14 protein-coding genes are annotated in these 17,337 nt (G+C 46.4%); 8 read left to right on the forward strand and 6 right to left on the reverse strand.

Features of this window, described 5'->3' with window-relative positions:
- The first annotated feature begins 187 nt into the window (after positions 1 to 187).
- Together DYADSP32_RS26745 and metF are read left to right on the forward strand one after the other, a co-directional pair.
- Entirely contained in the window at positions 188 to 622 is a 435-nt protein-coding gene (locus DYADSP32_RS26745; RefSeq protein WP_414618084.1) for a GNAT family N-acetyltransferase, read from the forward strand.
- Positions 623 to 1,030: 408 nt separating this feature from the next.
- Positions 1,031 to 1,987 (forward strand): methylenetetrahydrofolate reductase [NAD(P)H], encoded by a 957-nt coding sequence (gene metF / locus DYADSP32_RS26750; RefSeq protein ID WP_149239894.1) that lies wholly within the window; start codon positions 1,031 to 1,033, stop codon positions 1,985 to 1,987.
- Between the two features lie 96 nt (positions 1,988 to 2,083).
- Here the strand turns inward: metF and DYADSP32_RS26755 are convergent, their stop codons facing one another.
- Entirely contained in the window at positions 2,084 to 2,404 is a 321-nt protein-coding gene (locus DYADSP32_RS26755) for a heavy metal-binding domain-containing protein (RefSeq protein ID WP_149239893.1), read from the reverse strand.
- 269 nt (positions 2,405 to 2,673) lie between these two features.
- On the opposite strand from DYADSP32_RS26755, the gene DYADSP32_RS26760 reads away from it, so the two are divergent.
- Together DYADSP32_RS26760 and DYADSP32_RS26765 are read left to right on the forward strand one after the other, a co-directional pair.
- Positions 2,674 to 3,252 carry a nitroreductase gene (locus DYADSP32_RS26760; RefSeq protein WP_149239892.1) on the forward strand — a complete coding sequence of 193 codons (579 nt, stop codon included), beginning with the start codon at positions 2,674 to 2,676 and terminating at the stop codon, positions 3,250 to 3,252.
- On the forward strand, positions 3,249 to 4,217 hold the full coding sequence (locus DYADSP32_RS26765; protein ID WP_149239891.1) for an ABC transporter ATP-binding protein: 969 nt from the start codon (positions 3,249 to 3,251) through the stop codon (positions 4,215 to 4,217). The genes DYADSP32_RS26760 and DYADSP32_RS26765 overlap by 4 nt, the downstream gene beginning before the upstream one ends.
- A gap of 75 nt (positions 4,218 to 4,292) precedes the next feature.
- On the opposite strand, the gene DYADSP32_RS26770 is transcribed toward DYADSP32_RS26765, so the two are convergent.
- The 5 genes from DYADSP32_RS26770 to DYADSP32_RS26790 all read right to left on the reverse strand — a co-directional run bounded on the left by DYADSP32_RS26770 (position 4,293) and on the right by DYADSP32_RS26790 (position 13,028).
- Complete coding sequence (locus DYADSP32_RS26770) at positions 4,293 to 6,863, reverse strand: DUF5686 family protein (RefSeq protein ID WP_414618085.1); 2,571 nt, start codon at positions 6,861 to 6,863, stop codon at positions 4,293 to 4,295.
- A complete protein-coding gene (locus DYADSP32_RS26775; RefSeq protein ID WP_149244649.1) occupies positions 6,860 to 7,453 on the reverse strand; it encodes an ElyC/SanA/YdcF family protein in 594 nt (197 codons plus the stop codon). The genes DYADSP32_RS26770 and DYADSP32_RS26775 overlap by 4 nt, the downstream gene beginning before the upstream one ends.
- Positions 7,454 to 7,700: 247 nt before the next feature.
- Entirely contained in the window at positions 7,701 to 10,484 is a 2,784-nt protein-coding gene (locus DYADSP32_RS26780) for a DNA gyrase/topoisomerase IV subunit A (RefSeq protein ID WP_149239890.1), read from the reverse strand.
- 154 nt (positions 10,485 to 10,638) lie between these two features.
- Positions 10,639 to 11,301 (reverse strand): NUDIX hydrolase, encoded by a 663-nt coding sequence (locus DYADSP32_RS26785; protein WP_149239889.1) that lies wholly within the window; start codon positions 11,299 to 11,301, stop codon positions 10,639 to 10,641.
- 146 nt (positions 11,302 to 11,447) lie between these two features.
- Positions 11,448 to 13,028: an FAD-dependent protein gene (locus DYADSP32_RS26790; RefSeq protein ID WP_149239888.1), complete on the reverse strand. Its 1,581-nt coding sequence runs from the start codon at positions 13,026 to 13,028 to the stop codon at positions 11,448 to 11,450.
- A gap of 225 nt (positions 13,029 to 13,253) precedes the next feature.
- Between DYADSP32_RS26790 and DYADSP32_RS26795 the strand changes: the two genes are divergently transcribed.
- The 4 genes from DYADSP32_RS26795 (at position 13,254) to DYADSP32_RS26810 (ending at position 17,302) form a co-directional block, all read left to right on the forward strand.
- Positions 13,254 to 14,030, forward strand: a complete 777-nt coding sequence (locus DYADSP32_RS26795) for a ThuA domain-containing protein (protein ID WP_149239887.1) — start codon at positions 13,254 to 13,256, stop codon at positions 14,028 to 14,030.
- Positions 14,031 to 14,147: 117 nt separating this feature from the next.
- Positions 14,148 to 15,080, forward strand: a complete 933-nt coding sequence (locus DYADSP32_RS26800; RefSeq protein WP_149239886.1) for a sugar phosphate isomerase/epimerase family protein — start codon at positions 14,148 to 14,150, stop codon at positions 15,078 to 15,080.
- 613 nt (positions 15,081 to 15,693) lie between these two features.
- A complete protein-coding gene (locus DYADSP32_RS26805) occupies positions 15,694 to 15,843 on the forward strand; it encodes a hypothetical protein (RefSeq protein WP_414618086.1) in 150 nt (49 codons plus the stop codon).
- Positions 15,844 to 16,138: 295 nt separating this feature from the next.
- The gene (locus DYADSP32_RS26810) at positions 16,139 to 17,302 is read left to right on the forward strand and encodes an acyl-CoA dehydrogenase family protein (protein ID WP_149239885.1); all 1,164 of its coding nucleotides are present in this window, start codon (positions 16,139 to 16,141) and stop codon (positions 17,300 to 17,302) included.
- Positions 17,303 to 17,337: the final 35 nt, after the last annotated feature.

The following is a 17,337-nucleotide window of genomic DNA, read 5'->3' on the forward strand; positions in this document are numbered from 1 at the left end:
ACTTATTTTATCTGAAAGACTCTTTTTTAATGTACTAGAATTCAGTTGATTATCCAGTTTGTCTGGTGCGCAATCAATTTAGTATCATTCAGAAATTTGTTAAAAGATAAAACTGACGTAAAATCAGGCAAAAATAAGCACGTTTCACTTCCCTACACTTAAAATGAATTCTAAATTAACATGGAACTTGAAAAAGTTCCTGGATTTGACCCATGAGGAGTTGTATCAGTTGTTGCGTTTGAGGAGTGAAGTCTTCGTCGTAGAACAGAAATCGATCTTCCTCGATATCGACAACAAGGACCAGGCTTGTTTGCATTTGCTGGGAAGTGTTGACGGCCGGTTGATGGCGTACAGCCGGATTGTTCCAACGGGCCTATCCTACGAATTTCCTTCTATCGGACGAATTGTGGTTTCCGGTGAAGGGCGGCGTTTCGGGATGGGGAAAAACTTATTGGTCAACTCAATATCTGCCGTGGAAGGACTGTATGGTCAAACACCGATCCGAATCGGAGCACAAGTATATCTGGAAAAATTTTATGGACTATTCGGCTTCACCCGCACCAGCGATCACTATTGGGAGGATGGAATCGAACACATTGAGATGACCCGGCCGATTCTATGACAATTGGGGAATAATAGGATGGCTACGAATCAAAATGTAGAAAAATACAACACTATAAAACGGGGGGGATGTTTTTTTTTTAGCACTAGCGTACCTGCAAGGAGATTGCGAAATTGAGTAATTGTTTGATTGTTATGTAGTTAAATGTTTGAGAGATGTATTTGGTAATGACGTGGGTAAAACTGGCATAGAATTTTATCTTTAAGAAGTCAGTCAAGCAAATTGTTATCCTGGACCTGACGCCTTGTCAGAACATCCCATAACATTTTTGACGAACACTGATAGAGGAGGGTTTACGTGGAATGGCCTACTGTTATGCGGTAGGCCATTTTTATGTGCGAACTGAATTGGTTGGGGAAGTCAAATGATGTTCTTTTGCAGTTAAAATCTGCGATCATCTTTATCTTCATGACAAAAGTTACCGAATTTATTAATCAGGCTCAGGGAAAAACACTTTTTTCGATTGAAATCATTCCACCACTTAAAGGACAGAACATAAACGAGTTGTTCCAGTCCATAGAACCTTTAATGGAGTTTAAGCCTCAGTTTGTCGATGTGACTTACCACCGTGAAGAACTAATTGACAAGATTGGAGACAATGGGCAGATAGAAAGAATTCCTATCCGAAAACGTCCGGGAACTGTTGGGATCTGTGCCAGGCTTATGGAACGATTTCACGTAGATGCCGTACCTCATGTCATTTGCGGTGGCTTTACGAAGGACGAAACGGAGGATGTGCTTTTTGATTTGCACTATTTAGGCATTGATAATGTGCTTGTGCTGAGAGGTGATCCCGAAAAATCGGCAGGAATATTTAAGGCTAAGGCGGGCGGACATACCTATGCTTCGCAGCTGGTGAGCCAGGTAAGCGATATGAACAGGGGCGTCCTGCTCCATGCTGAGACCGAAGCCTACCCAACTGATTTTTGTATTGGCGTGGCCGGATATCCTGAAAAACACCTGGACGCGGTTAGCTTTGATGAGGATTATGCACATCTGAAGCACAAGGTGGATTTAGGAGCAGATTACATCGTAACCCAGATGTTTTTTGATAACCAAAAATATTTCCGGTTTGTGGATCAGTGCCGGGCCAATGGAATCACTGTTCCTATTATACCAGGCTTGAAGCCGCTTGCCACAAAAAAGCAACTTTCTGTTCTTGCACGCATCTTTCATCTTGAGTTTCCTGAGGAGCTCGTAAAAAGCGCCGAGAAGTGCGTATCAGACAGAGAAGTGCGTGAGCTGGGCGTAGACTGGGGCGTGCACCAGTGCAAAGAATTAATCGCTTACGGTGTACCACTCCTTCATTTCTACACCATGGGCAAGTCGGATAATGTGGCTAAGATTGCCAGCCGTGTTTTCTAAGCAAAGGGACTTCAGCTTCCGCAGTCTAGCGCTTTCCAGGTATGTAAATAGATGGAATCTATCACGGCGTGACTGCGGAAGTTCAATCCGGCGATCCTATTCCAGGCTTACGGCTGTACCGTTCGCGCTGACCATGAGCATGGATCCTCCTCCTCCAATGGTTTCGAAGTCCAGATCTACGCCGATAATGGCATTGGCTCCCAGTCTTTGCGCCTGTTCCATCATTTCCCTGATTGCAATGCTTTTTGCCTCTCTTAATCCCTGTTCATAAGCGCCTGAACGTCCTCCGACCACGTCCCGGATGCCAGCCAGAAAGTCTTTTACGAAATTAGCACCGATAATGGCTTCGCCATTCACTAGCCCAATGTACTTTACAATTTTTTTGCCCTCAATGTTTGGTGTAGTAGTAACAAGCATAGGAATAACGATAAGATGTTGAAAATGAGTTGAATTTCTTTGAAACGGGTACAATTTACTGTAAAATCAGAACGCTCCGGGAAATAAGGGTTCAATGGCTCGCAAGACATTTTTTTTGTCAAAAGTAACTGACGAATGGTTAATCCATGTGAAAAACCGAGCATTTCAAAACTGCCAAGGTTAAGTAAAAATACGGGTTTGTCTCAATACAATACATTTCTTAGTAGATTTGCCCGAACTCGTTATCGTAATTTTACCCTAAGTTGAACATGGAAAACTCCGTTGAGACGATCAATCACATCATACGCACGCGCAGAAGTATATTTCCACCCAGTTATATTCAAAAGGAAATTCCCCGGGAAATTATCGACAATATTCTGGAAAATGCAAACTATGCACCGACTCATAAGCTAACGGAACCCTGGCGCTTTTCTGTTTTTACCGGACAAGGGCTGAATAAGCTAGCTGGATTTTTTACCGAAAGATATCGCACCACAACACCTCCGGAAGCTTTTTCGCAGGCAAGGTATGATGCCGCCGGGGACAAGGTGCTGAGGTCAGATTGTGTGATCGTGATCAACATGGAAACGCATGCCGAAAAAATTCCTGAGTGGGAGGAAACAGCTGCGGTGGCTTGCGCAGTTCAGAACATGTGGCTGACTGCCACCGCGTACGGGATCGGATCCTACTGGAGTAGCCCAGGTGTATTGACGGAGCTTGCTGCGTTTCTGGGCTTACCCGATAATCAAAAAACACTGGGGCTCTTTTTTATGGGTTACCATGATGCACCCGTGGTGCCGGCACGGCGCACACCCATAGAAAACAAAATAACCTGGATCAATTCATGAAATCCAAACCTCCGTTAATCCAGGTAAAGGCCGTAGCAAAGCAGTTCGGCAGTACATCGGTTCTTTCTAATGTCTCCATAGACCTGCATCCGGGTGAATGGCTGGCGATCCTGGGTGAAAGTGGTTCGGGGAAAAGTACGCTGCTGAATATTCTGGGCAGGTTCCTGGATTCGGATCAGGGAGGAATATATTTAAATGGAAAATTATTGCCACTTGTTTCAAATGGACTGATACCCGGGCATGATTTAATCAAACTGATCCATCAGGAGTTTGAGCTTTTTCCCAATCAAACAGTAGAGGAAAATATTGCCTATTCTCTGCGTTTCTACGAGCCTGCTTATCGCATGGAAAAGGTACAGGAACTACTGGCCATTACCGGCCTCGAATATGTGAGGGATCATAAGGCTAAACTGCTATCCGGCGGTGAGAAGCAGCGTACTGCCATTGCCAAATCCCTTGCAGAGCAGCCGGACGTGCTTTTGCTGGACGAACCCTTTGCCCACCTGGACAATCATAATAAACGTGTACTGGCCGACGCGATTGAAGTGATGCGGCAAAAGGAGATGATGGCGTGTGTATTTGTGACGCACGAGGCGTCTGAGGCGCTGGCCTGGTCGGATAGGATTGCTGTTTTACGAAAAGGCGAAATTATTCAGATAGGAACTCCACAGGAGATATATGACCATCCCGTCAACAGTTATGTGGCTGAACTGACGGGTGATATCAATTGGCTGGGATCGGGAAAGGATGCCTATATCCGGCCGGAAAAACTGAAACGTACCAAAAATCCGGATAAGGGCAAGTGGTTTGGAAAGGTAGAACGTATCCGGTTTCATGGCAACTATTGGGAAGTGAGTTGCGGCAATGAGTCGGGCTCCCTGTCGTTTTACCGAAACCGTAAAGATGTGGCCATCGGTGAGGAGGTAATGCTTACGTATTCAGCTAAGGATTTGAAGAGGGTGTGAGGTTTGACTTGACACTACAATCGTGTTGATTACTAAATCTAACTACGGTAACTCCTGGCTTCCCTAACTACTTTTTTAGAGTTTAAACCAGAATGATATTTTTACCGCAAAAGGCACTGCATTTGGGTTCTGCAGATAGGTAATCCGGTGCAAAAAATCGATACGGCCCACTTTGAAAATGTTGTCGATTCCATAGCCAAGTTCCATGTAAGGTACTTTGCCCAGGCGATTGAAGGTTGGGATTGTGTTGCCGGCCCCGTCCACTGCCGGAGTCAGTGAAAGATTGGCTTCTCTCGTACTTCCATAGAAAATTTTTCCAGTGGCCAGCATACGCCATTTGAGTTTTCGAATGGCAGGAATCCGATTGAGCAGCAGTCCTTCGAAGTTGTGTTCCATGCGCAGCACAATGTATTTATCACTGATAAATTCGAAATACTTCATCAGGTTGAACGCATTATCAACATAAAAAAGGGACTCGTTTCCCAGGGGGGTATACAGCAGCGGGTAAGGCAGGGTAGAAGGAATATAACCCATGGTGAAATTGTAATAAGTCCGTCCGAGTATACCAGCCCTGAAACTCTGTTTGATGTTGAGTGAAAATTTCTGATAATTAAAATTCCCCCCTAGAAAATTCTTCATGCCCAATGTATAATGGAGGGTAAACGCTGGAGAATCGCCATTTCCCATGCTTATCCGCTCATTGTCGTTCTGCAGGAAGGTTTCTTTGCCAGCAATACGCGTTTCCAGATTGATTTCCGTGACATCATAACGGCTGCCCAGCGGTGATTCGTCCCCTTTTGCCGGATCCAGTCGGTAGGCATAAGGAAATAAGGGGATGAAGTCGCGGTGCCTGAGCTGCACGCTACCGGTAAGGCCCTTTACAAGCTCGCGTCGGAAATAGGCCGAAACGTCTTCCTGGTAATAAGCTCTTCTGAAAGCGCCAAATCTTGAAAAAGCGCCAAATATTGAGTTCTGTCCCACCGCTTCTGACGAAACACCCAGTCTTTCAAGATCCTTGGAGTAAGAAATCCCGGCGACTGTCCATGGTTTCCGGGTAAGAATGTAGTCGATCCCCGCGCCGTACTTGAACTTCTCATCCCTGGTCCCGTATGCGCCGTATCCGGTAAAGATCCACTTTCGGCTGAATCCAGGGTCTGTCCGTAAACCCAGTCTGATCCGATGACCTTCAATGGCATTGTTGGCATACAAAAACAGGTAAGGGCCTATATCGATATTCCATTTGTCAATCTTTTTGTAGCCGTTTACGAAAATATTAAGTAGTTCGGTGTAGGTTTTAACCACTGGAAGTGCTTTGAGGGAATCAACAAGCTGGAAGCTGAGCGACTCCGATTTGGTTAAGGACTCCGGACGGCTTTTCGCCCAGAAAGTGGAGTCATGCACCATATAATCCTCCTTCAACTCAATAGCCGAGTCGTAAAACTTGGGTCCTTTCGGGTTGTTGACTACATATTTGGAGTTGGAAGAATAAAATTTGAGAAGCATACCTGCCGTGTTTTTGGTAGGTTCATCCACATCAATAAGCACCCTGGTTTTTTCCGGAAGCCAGGTGTTTTCACTTTCGAATTGTTGGTAGGACTGCTGAATCTTGATTTTTTCTATAAAATTGATGTTAGCGCTTTTCCCCACGCTTGCATCCATTTGCGTGATGGCATAGGAGTTTCCATCGACCCAGAATGTACCAGTGAACGCAAGATCCTGCTCCTGACGGGGCTGGAAATCGATCTGATAATCATGACCGGCTCCATTGGAAACGCTGTCGACCAGATAATATTCATAATAAACTTTCCAGCTGTCGGATATCGGCGAAACAAAGTCCTTTTCAAGTATGTTGAGCCAGTTTTGGTAGAAATTATACTGCTGAAACGAAGAGCCCACAACCTGCGACACAAAGCTGCCATCGGTAAGTCCTACACCGGACACCTTGGTTTTGCTGATGACCTCTTTTTTCTTTCGGGGATCCTTTCTGTAATACACGTTTGATACAGATTCGGATATAAAAATAGGGATGATTGTTTCGCCATTGTCTCCGCGTACGTCATCGTACTGGTCCACAATATGAGTCATTTTTTTTATGGATTTTCTGTTCCGGAATTTATCGGAAAGGTTATCCATGTCGATCTGGATCTTGTTGTAGCTTTCGTATTCGTAGGCGTTAAGATAATCGGCGTTATTCTGCTTACGATTCTCAACAATTTTTCTCAAAATGGCATACGCGGGGTTTTCACCGGCAAATATTTTTACCTCCTTCAGCTGCAGACTTCCCGGATTTAACTGGATATCCAGAATCTGTTCGGCTTGATTTTGTGCAATTGCTTTGCTTCGGTTTTCATAGCCCACATACGTTACAATTACAGAATCTGCTGGTGGCGTAAAAGTGAATTGATAAAAGCCATCAAAATTCGTAGTTGCTCCTGATAAAGAGGATTTTACGGCAACATTTGCGAACGGGATCGGATCTCCGGTGGTAGCGTCTGTTATTCTTCCTTTTATTACATACGTGGATTGGGCATGTAGGGTACCGGATAGGGTTATTACAGCAAAAAATAAGAAAAATTTTATTTTAATCATCTTGGCTTTCGTGGCATGTGTGTGTAAAATCCTTTTTTCAATAATCGAGTTCCTCATTTCTTTTTAATCTCGTTGTTTGAGGTAACATCGGCTGAGGGTCTAAGGAAATGCACATCCAGAACGGCCTTGGGCCTGGCCAGGTACTCCCGCACCAGTGTCCGCAGAGAATAGCCGTCCGGCACATCCTGTGCGGCGAAGGATATCGCTTCGATTCCCTCATTCCGGGCAATGTACAAAGCCCTGGCGTTATGAAAGTTCTGAGAAATAATGGTAAAGTTGTCCTGATTGAAAACCTGTTTGCATCGTATAACGGAGTCAAAAGTCCGGAATCCGGCGTAATCCAGTGTCATCACGTTTTCGGGCACGCCCAGGTTCAGCAGCGCCTTTTGCATGTCCAAAGGTTCGTTGTAATATCGGGAGTCGTTGTTTCCGCTCAGAATAATGTATTTGATCTTGCCTACCTTAAAGAGCCTTGCCGTAGCTTCCATTCTATATTTAAAAAACAGATTTTCCTTGCCTTTCTCTGTATTGCGACTAGTCCCCAACACCAAGGCAACATCATTGGAAGGCAGATTTTCAATCGAGAAGTAATTGAATTCTCGCGTGCAGTAAACAACCCAGAGGTTACAGAGCAAGATAAAAACCATGCAAGCAAACAGTAGTCCCAGAATGATTTTTATCCACTTTTTCACGGTTTCGTGCAAGATTGTTCTCTCTATGTTTGTTACATCTGGTTGCCATGCGTAAATAATCTTTTTGACCTTTGATTAGGTATACGCACGGCACCGTGGTTTTTGTTGCTTTTAACCAGTTTTAACAGTGATTCATGGTTGCGTGTGCATTCGGGATCAATTCCATAACAATCAGGTTATTGTTTTGTTCCTCTGCTTTTTATTACTCAAATAATCCCAACTGGCTTTGGCCGGAATCAGTGCCCTTTTTTGTTTCCTTCTTTGGCTTGGTTTTGGGCTCTTCTTTTTTATCAGTCAGCTGATCATCCTCTGTATTTGCTTCCGGGTTTTCCGTAATCGTTTCTTCGGACAGAGTGTCATTGGCGAGTGCGATCTCATTGTCAGGGCCGTCTGCCGCTTCCGGATTTTCAGTCGTTTCATCCATAACCATATCTTCGGAATTGTCCTCTTCGTCGGTTGGCACTTTGGACTCTTCTTCAATCAGTTCTTTCAGTGGTTCCAGCCAACGGACTTCCTTAAACTTTTCGTGCGGCAACTTGTTACCCATGGCTTTCCAGCCCCGGATATCCACCATATCTTCAACCAGGTATTCCTTGGTTGTCTGCTCCGAACTAGCCGTTTTGGGTAGAGTTACTTCCAGTCTCGGACGCTTTTCAGTGCTTGCCAGAATCAGTTTGCTATTTTTGGCATCGCTGATGAATACGAATTTTTTGTCGAGTGTAGAGGTTTCGATCGTGAAACGTTTGATGAAATGAAGCTTTTGTATACCGTCAAAGTAAAGTGCCGTGATGGGAAGTTTCGGGTCAAATTTCTTTACCAGCAACACTTCGTTTGAAACGTAGTGGTTGGTCAGGTCAAAGTTGGTCAGCTCATAAGATCCGTCTTTATAAACGACCAGAATACTGTCGGAAGCACCAAAATTGCCCAGATACTCGCCCCGGTCATCTCTGTTGAGTCGCCCGATGATCGGATCGAACCACATGTCCACACCGCCGAGCGTTGAGCGTCCTGCCTGTTTTAGGGTGATCTTGCGAACAGGATATTTTGTCAGTATATTTCCCATCGCGCTGCGGTTTTTGATCAGCAGATCAGCAAAGTTGAAATCAAACTGCTTCACCTTGGCCTTGCTTTGCGCGGTAAGATTAACGGTAATGACCTCGGCCTCACCGTTTTCATTTGCAGTGAAATAGGTGATTTTCGATTTGGGCGTTCCCTGGGTTAGTTCGTATTCTCTGTCCCGGGTTACCGCAGTTACCTGGCAGCGTTTGATGTAGGAAACGCCTGTTTTGCCATCCAGATAGACCAGATTATAGACTTTTCGTTCATCGTTTTTAAGGAATACGGCGCAGTAGATAATGTCTTTTCCCACAAAAACTTTATCCTGCACTTTGGTTACCACGCATTTCCCATCGGCCTTAAACACGATCACATCGTCGATGTCCGAGCAGTCCATAACGTACTCGTCTTTTTTGAGACCGTAACCAATAAAACCTTCGGCCCGGTTTACATAGAGCTTCTGGTTGTTGGCCGCCACGATGTTGGCTGCAATTTGGTTGAATGCTCTTATTTCTGTGCGGCGCTCTCTTCCTTTTCCGTATTTTTTCAGAAGATCTTTGAAATAGTCGATGGCGAATCGGGTAATATTGGCCAGATTGTCATCCGTTTCGGCTAATTCTGCTTCCCACTTCCGCATCAGTTCATCGGCTTTGAAGCCGTCGAACTTAGAGATACGCTTGATTTTTATTTCGGTGAGCTCAACGATGTCCTCGTCGGTGATGGTTCGGTAGAACTGAGGCTTATAGGGTTCAAGGCCGCGATCTATTGTCCGAATCACATCTTCAAAAGTTTCACATTCTTCTATATCCCGGTATATGCGGTTTTCAATAAAAATCTTTTCAAGGGAGCCGTATAGTATCTTTTCCAGCAAAGCGAGCCTCTTGATCTCGAGTTCCCGCCTGAGCAGATGTACGGTTTGTTGGGTATTGTATTTTAAAATTTCGGTAACGCCAACAAAATGAGGCTTATCGGCTATGATGATACATGCGTTGGGAGAAATGGATACTTCACATTCTGTGAAAGCATACAGTGCATCCATGGTAATGTCCGGGGAAACGCCGGGCGCCAGGTGTACCTGAACTTCCACGTCCGCAGCCGTATTGTCGACCACTTTTTTAATCTTGATTTTTCCCGAATCATTTGCTTTGATGATCGAGTCAATGAGCGACGACGTGGTGGTCCCGAACGGAATATCCCGGATCACCAGCATTTTTTTGTCCTCTTCTTCTATCCGTGCACGCACACGAACTTTCCCACCCCGATGACCATCGTTGTAGTTGGAAACATCGATTTGTCCACCTGTGAGAAAATCAGGATAGATGGCAAAGTCTTTACCCTGCAGTATCAGTATGGAGGCTTCTACCAGCTCGCAGAAGTTGTGAGGCAGAATCTTGGTGGATAAGCCCACCGCTATTCCTTCCACGCCAAGCGACAAAACGAGCGGGAATTTGACGGGAAGTGTTACAGGTTCTCTTTTACGGCCATCGTATGAAAGCTGCCATTCGGTCGTGTCGTCATTAAAAACAATGTCTTTGGAGAATCTGGAAAGTCTTACTTCAATGTAACGGGCTGCTGCGGCACTATCCCCGGTGCGTATATCACCCCAGTTTCCCTGTGTGTCAAACAGAAGCTCTTTTTGCCCCAGGTTTACGATGGCGTCGTTGATGGAGGCATCTCCATGCGGGTGGTACTGCATGGTGGACCCTATGACATTGGCAACCTTATTGAAACGGCCGTCATCCATCTCATTCAAGGCATGCAGTATACGTCTTTGCACAGGTTTGAGGCCGTCCTCAATAGCCGGGACGGCACGCTCAAGAATCACATAGGACGCATATTCAAGAAACCAACTTTCGTAAAGACCCGAGATGGGCAATTTATCATGTAACTCGCTATCTTCTGCTTCAGGTGCAGCTCCGTTTTCGTCCATAAATGAAGGAGGAACCAGGTGGTTAAGTTGTTGTAAAATGATATCATGCGGTACACTTGCCGGATTTCCAGGCGCGCTTAATCGAACATCGAAGGATTAACTTGCAATCGGATATTCCGGAAGAGTAAACAAAATCACTCGCTAATATAGCAAATTATGACAGAATTTGATCAGTGCTTCCCTGAACATTGCTGTTAAGCACAGATAAAAGTTCACTGATCATCATGGCGGTGGCTCCCCATATTTTGTATCCCTGCACTTCGTAATGAGGCGCAAATACCTGTTCGCCACGGATCAGTATGTTGCTGGAGCCGATGATTTGTGAATCGGAAATCTCGTCCAGCCGAATTTCAAATACATCCTCCACCTCACGTGCATCCGGGAAGAAATCGGGACGATAAGGGATATACCCGATCACGGGCAGTACAAAAAAATTACTGGGCGGAATAAAGAGCTCGGTAAGTTGGCCAAGGATTTTCACATCCGTGAGCCGGAGACCTATCTCTTCCTGTGACTCGCGCAGCGCGGTACGCGTTAGATTCTCGTCCGATAGCTCATACCTTCCGCCCGGAAAAGCTACTTGCCCTGAGTGCACGCCGTCGTAGGCGGGACGAAGGATAAGTGGGAAATAAATCTGATTTTGATACGGATAAAACAGGATGAGTACGGCACTCTTCCTTGTCCGGTCATTGGGTTTATAATTTAATCTCAATTTGGACGAAGCTTGCATGGTTTGATGAGCTGATTCACCAGGCAGTGGATTTTTCAGTTTTTCCGATAGTTGGCTTACAAAAAATGAAAAAGCTTCGTGGGGCATAAGAATTCCTTTGTATGTTACATTTGGTGTCTGTTTTCGACAACTTTGGAAGAAATTCACGCGACTGCAAGCGCGCGGATCGTCATCGCCTGAGCCAGCATAGGCTGAACCAAGGAACATCAATGTTAGCACTTTTTTAGGTGGTTTCAAACAACATGGGCATATAGTCTGACGAGTTGCTCTGCACAACGTTCCCCATCCATCGCTGCCGACATGATACCTCCTGCATAACCGGCTCCTTCACCACAGGGAAATAATCCCCTGAGCACCGGGTGCTCACAGGAATCGCGCTCCCTTGGAATCCTTACCGGCGATGAAGTCCTGCTTTCTACACCAATCAGTTGTGCATCACCTGAAATGTAGCCTTTCATTTTTTTGCCAAAGTCCGAAAGCGCGTCCCGCAACGGAAAGGCAATGCTGGGTGGCAGCACCTCGTAGAGATCTACCGGAATTAACCCCGGCTGGTAAGAGGTTTCCCTTAAATCAGATGACATTTTTCCCATTAAAAAATCGGAAGCCAGTTGGGCCGGTGCCGTCTGCGTGTTTCCTGCCAACAGGCAGGCTTTTTGCTCAACCTCTTTTTGAAACTGTAAACCGGCCAAAGCGCCAAATTCTTGAAACGCGCGGGTGTCCTGTTCTTCAATGGAAACGACGATTCCAGAGTTGGCAAAGGGCGAATCCCTTCGCGAAGGCGACATGCCATTGACAACCACCTCGCCACCGGCCGTTGCGGCTGGTACAATAAATCCACCGGGACACATACAAAATGAAAACACACCCCGCTGAACTCCTTTGTAGCGCGTTTGGGTTACGAGGCTGTACGATGCTGCCGGCAGATAGGGCCCCCGGTCTGTCTCACAGTGATATTGAATTTTGTCGATGGTATTTTGGGGATGCTCAATGCGCACACCCATGGCAAATGATTTGGCCTCCAGCAGGATCTGCTTTTGATCCAATAAATCATAAATATCCCGTGCAGAATGGCCGGTTGCCAGGATCACACCTATTCCGGTATGTTCCCGGTTGTCGTCCGTTACTACACCTTTGAGTATATTTTGATCTATCAGCAGATCGGTAACTTTGGTGTCGAAGTGGATCTCTCCGCCGGCTTTAAGGATCGTTTCCCGCAGGGCTGCTACAACCAAAGGAAGCTTATTGGTGCCAATGTGCGGGTGGGCATCTATCAGGATTTGCTCATTGGCACCATGCTCAACAAATATTTCCAGAACTCTCCGGATATCACCCCGTTTGTTGGAGCGCGTGTAGAGTTTACCATCGGAATAAGTGCCGGCGCCCCCTTCTCCAAAGCAGTAATTGGATTCCGGATTCACAACATGTTCCTTGTTGATCGCCGCAAGATCCCTTCGACGGCTTCTGACATCTTTACCCCGCTCAAAAAGAACAGGCTTTATACCCAGTTCAATAAGACGCAGCGCCGCAAACATGCCCGCCGGCCCGCACCCTACGATGATAGCTTTTGGGCGATTGGTTACATCCCCGTACGCAAAACGCGACCGGATTAAAGAAGGAGGTGATTCATTGATGTAAATATCAGCCTGCACGATGATTTTAACCTGGCGGCCACGGGCATCAATGGACTGCCGGGTTTTGCGAATGAGGGGCTGATCCCCATCCCGAAGTCGGAGCTTCTGAATAATATGGCGACGGAAATTTTCCTCGTCCAGTGCCACCTCGGGGGGGAGTGTCAATTGTAGTACCTGATGCATGGGAAAGGGATTTAGCCTTCAAACAGCGCAAAAGTAACGATTTGCTTCATAAGTCAGGATAGCAGCTGCACATTGCTTTGTACTTCGGAGATCGAAGCCTGCTTGTGTTTGCCACGGTCATTTTACTATTGGTCGAATGATGACTATATTGTAAAGCACTTTAAGTCAGTCGATAATCTTAGTCGCTCTGGGTGTAAGTGCGATCACCCCTAATCGTTGGCCGTTATGAAAATCTTGATCCGACTGCAAAAATATTGCCGTGCCGCTCTCATCGCCCTGGTTATTTGTATGCTCTGTATCTCGGCCAGCGACAGGCCCCGGTTCAAGGTGTTTGTGAAAATCTCCAAAGCGGCGGATCATAAGAAAATGATGTCGGCCGCAAAACCTTTTTTGAAAAGGATGGCCAGGGAGAACGGTTTTGTGGTGGACATCACAGATGATAACCGGTTGGTGAACGTAGAGAATTTATCCAGATATCACGTTTTTGTTCAGTTGCAGGAGGCCCCCTTTGATCTTACTCCCAAAGAACAGTCAGCTGTTCAGCAGTTTATTGAACAGGGTAAGGGGTGGGTAGGAATTCATGCCGCCGGATTAACCGGAACTTTGTACACCAACCCGGATAAGCCCTACTGGCAATGGTTTGAAGACGCCATGGGTGGGGTGCGTTACACGCCGCATCCCGCTTTTCAGAAGGGCACCCTCGTGATCGAAGACCGCGGGCATCCGATCACCCGCAACCTACCCGAAAAAATGGAAATTTATGATGAATGGTATGAATTCAATAAAAGCCCCCGTCCTCATGTACGGGTATTGGCACATGCGGACGAAAGCACCTATCGTCCCAGGAAACCCATGGGCGATCATCCGCTGATCTGGGTTAATGAAAAATACGAACGCATGGTGTATATAGGGATCGGTCATGATGCTGCACTTTGCGCCAATCCTGACTTTAACGTTCTGGTCCGGGATGCCATTCTGTGGGCTGGCAAGAAAAGCAATTAAAGTTACTCAGGAGCAAGTGTTAAAAACTTATCCAGGCCCGTTTGAGGTATTGCAGGATTATTTGGTATTTTGCCGGTGATTAAAATGATCTTAGTTCTTTCGCAATACATCTTACTCATGTCAATATCCCGTCGTCAATTCGTAAACACACTCGGAGCTGCCGCAGTGGCAGCAGTTTCGGAGCAGTCGTTTGGTCAAAATCAGGCTGCAAAAAATCAGCCGATTTCCTGCAATCAATACTCCTGGATCACTTTCTACAATCGGGAGGGCAAAAACTGGGGGGCTAATCTGGATGTATCCCTGGCAGAGTATGTCACAACGGGATTGACTTCCTATGAGCCGGCAGCCAACAACGCAGAGGATATAAAAAAACTTTTGCCTTTTTTGAGAAAATACAAGCTGGCGATGCCTTCTTTATATGTAAACAGTGCCCTGCATAAAACCGAAGACGCGACCAAATCCATTGAGTCCGTGCTCTCCATTGCGGATGCCTGCCGGGAAGCAGGAACGAAGATCATCGTCACCAATCCCAGCCCGAGACAATCGGAGACTGACAAGAATAAATCAGACGAAGAGCTCGTTGAGCAGGCCAGAAACATGGATAAGCTGGGTGCCGAATTGAAAAAGCGCGGAATGACGCTCGCTTACCATACCCACGACGTGGAGCTTCGGGCTGCGGCACGGGAGTTTCATCACATGCTATTAGCGACCGATCCCAAAAACGTTTCGCTCTGCCTGGATGTACATTGGGTGTATCGTGGCTCGGGCAACTCGCAGGTGGCCTTGTTCGACATCGTGAAATTATATGGTAAAAGAATCGTGGAGCTCCATATCCGGCAATCCAGGGGCGGTATATGGCAGGAAAGTTTTGGAGATGGTGATATTGATTACCGCCGGCTGGTGAAAGCGTTGAGCGCTATGGCCGTAAAACCCCATCTGGTTCTTGAGCAATGTTTGGAAAAGTCATCGCCCAATACCATGAGTGCAGTGGAAGCGCATAAGAAAGATCTTGTTTACAGTGCGGATGTATTTGCAGGTTGGCTGAGGTAAAGTGCTGATGGAGCATGCCGTAAACAACGTGTCACATGCCATAAACAACCTGTCACACTGAGCGGAGTCGAAGTGTCACGTTGTGCTTTGCCTTCGACCGCTGGGCGGGGATCGTAGCACGGCTACCGCACCGTTCATTGAAGGTGTCACACGTTAAACTCCGTGTCACATGCCATAAACAACATGTCACACTGAGCGGAGTCGAAGTGTCAAGTTGTGATTTGCTTTCAAACCGCGGCGGCGGCCCGTAGCGCTGCTACCGCATCGATCATTGCAATGCCGTAAATAACATACGTGAGTTTATTCAGCTGTGAATCATTATGTTGTATGGTGTTTCGGTGAAAAAAAATAGAAGTGTCAGAACTGGCTTCCGATTTTTTATCCTGATCCAAAACAATTCGAGTTGCTGAGGTATCTCTAGGCCGTCTTTTATCTTTCTGGCCTGAAACAATTCCATCATTCCAAATTGTTTGTCGGTGTTGTTAAAATTCCGACTTCTCCTTTTTCAGGCAAAAATCATTTAACCCTTTTGATATGTACTTCGGTGTTCAAATAACAACCTGAGTTACCTGCTCAAAACATAGTCTTCCGGCAACCCAAAGAAATCCTGGACGTGGTAGATCTCGTCGCAATGATCAAAGATGATCGTGTCGTCGACTATGGTGTATTGTTTTTACTGCTGACTGGAAAGCCTGGAAATGGACTGGAAGTGGGACAACGGAGCCGTTTTTATCCTGTTAATCCTGAAATCCTGTCTAAATAAAAATCTATCTTTTCTCCTCACCACCAAAGACTTCCCGTAGCCTCGTATTGCTGACATACAAGTGAGAAGGCTCACTGCCAACCAATCAGCGGTAAAGAAATAAAACGTCAGGTATTTGTAAATTGCTATCTTAGGCATTGTTTTAAAGATTGAAACCCGCCACTTACGAATGCTCCTTGTGACGAGGGGAAAAACTGTGGTTACGTTTCTGACAGCGTTTAAGTTTACTTTACATGGCATGGGTTTGTGCTTTAAAGGGCAATTAATGCATTGAATTTTAAAACCGATTTTTCAAATGGCACCTACCGATTTCTACCAAATCCAAGACCTCCTCACCCCCGAGCAACGCCTCATCGCAAAAACGGTCAGAGCGTTCACGGATCAGGAAATAAAACCCATCATCGATGATTTCGCACAACGGGCAGAGTTTCCTGTCCATTTGGTAAAAAAGTTTGGTAATCTGGGCGTATTTGGGCCTACTATTCCGGAAGAATATGGTGGAGGCGGTCTGGATTATATCAGTTACGGGCTCATGTGCCAGGAGATCGAACGGGGCGATTCTGGCATGAGGTCGACGGTTTCGGTGCAGGGGTCGCTGGTGATGTGGCCGATTTATGCGTTTGGATCGGAGGAGCAGAAAAGGAAATATCTGCCGGGACTGGCAACAGGAGAACGCCTGGGCTGCTTCGGACTTACCGAACCTGATTTCGGATCAAATCCCGCAGGAATGAAGACGACGATTGTCAAAACGGAGGAGGGGTATTTACTGAACGGTTCCAAAATCTGGATTTCCAATGCACCGTTTGCTGATCTGGCGGTGGTGTGGGGCAGGAATGAAGCGGGTAGGGTGCAGGGGGTCATTGTGGAGCGGGGCATGAAGGGTTTTTCCACACCTGAAATTCATAACAAATGGTCGCTGAGGGCGAGTGCTACCGGCGAGTTGGTGTTTGATAAGGTGCTTATTCCTTTCGAAAATGTTTTACCGGATGCAATGGGTTTAAAAGCACCGTTGCAATGCCTGGACAAAGCCCGGTATGGCATCACGTGGGGCGCCTTGGGGGCGGCCATGGATTGTTATGAAACGGCCGTGAAATATGCAGCAGAGCGAATCCAGTTCGATAAACCGATCGGGGCGTTTCAGCTGACACAAAAAAAACTGGCCGAAATGCTTACCGAAATTACCAAAGGGCAGCTACTGGCCTGGCGGCTGGGTACACTCATGAATGAAGGCAAAGCAACAACCAGCCAGATATCCATGGGCAAACGAAATAATGTGGAGATGGCATTAAACGTGGCCCGGGAAGCGAGGCAAATCCTGGGTGCCATGGGGATTTCGGGCGATTATCCGTTGATGCGGCACATGATGAATCTGGAATCGGTGATTACCTATGAAGGCACGCACGACATCCACTTGCTGATTTTGGGGGCGGAAATTACGGGGATTCAGGCGTTTAAATAGCTGGTAGTTATCGCCTATGGCAATCGGCTTGTGTC

Origin of the sequence: Dyadobacter sp. 32 (assembly GCF_902506755.1) — a bacterium.
Classification (GTDB): Bacteria; Bacteroidota; Bacteroidia; order Cytophagales; family Spirosomataceae; genus Dyadobacter.

Excerpts from the sequence above, each read along its gene's own strand:
- metF (WP_149239894.1), top strand. The coding sequence starts at position 1,031 with ATGACAAAAGTTACCGAATTTATTAATCAGGCTCAGGGAAAAACACTT.
- DYADSP32_RS26755 (WP_149239893.1), bottom strand. The coding sequence starts at position 2,404 with ATGCTTGTTACTACTACACCAAACATTGAGGGCAAAAAAATTGTAAAG.
- DYADSP32_RS26760 (WP_149239892.1), top strand. The coding sequence starts at position 2,674 with ATGGAAAACTCCGTTGAGACGATCAATCACATCATACGCACGCGCAGA.
- DYADSP32_RS26765 (WP_149239891.1), top strand. The coding sequence starts at position 3,249 with ATGAAATCCAAACCTCCGTTAATCCAGGTAAAGGCCGTAGCAAAGCAG.
- DYADSP32_RS26770 (WP_414618085.1), bottom strand. The coding sequence starts at position 6,863 with ATGAGGAACTCGATTATTGAAAAAAGGATTTTACACACACATGCCACG.
- DYADSP32_RS26775 (WP_149244649.1), bottom strand. The coding sequence starts at position 7,453 with ATGGTTTTTATCTTGCTCTGTAACCTCTGGGTTGTTTACTGCACGCGA.
- DYADSP32_RS26780 (WP_149239890.1), bottom strand. The coding sequence starts at position 10,484 with ATGGACGAAAACGGAGCTGCACCTGAAGCAGAAGATAGCGAGTTACAT.
- DYADSP32_RS26785 (WP_149239889.1), bottom strand. The coding sequence starts at position 11,301 with ATGCCCCACGAAGCTTTTTCATTTTTTGTAAGCCAACTATCGGAAAAA.
- DYADSP32_RS26790 (WP_149239888.1), bottom strand. The coding sequence starts at position 13,028 with ATGCATCAGGTACTACAATTGACACTCCCCCCCGAGGTGGCACTGGAC.
- DYADSP32_RS26795 (WP_149239887.1), top strand. The coding sequence starts at position 13,254 with ATGAAAATCTTGATCCGACTGCAAAAATATTGCCGTGCCGCTCTCATC.
- DYADSP32_RS26800 (WP_149239886.1), top strand. The coding sequence starts at position 14,148 with ATGTCAATATCCCGTCGTCAATTCGTAAACACACTCGGAGCTGCCGCA.
- DYADSP32_RS26810 (WP_149239885.1), top strand. The coding sequence starts at position 16,139 with ATGGCACCTACCGATTTCTACCAAATCCAAGACCTCCTCACCCCCGAG.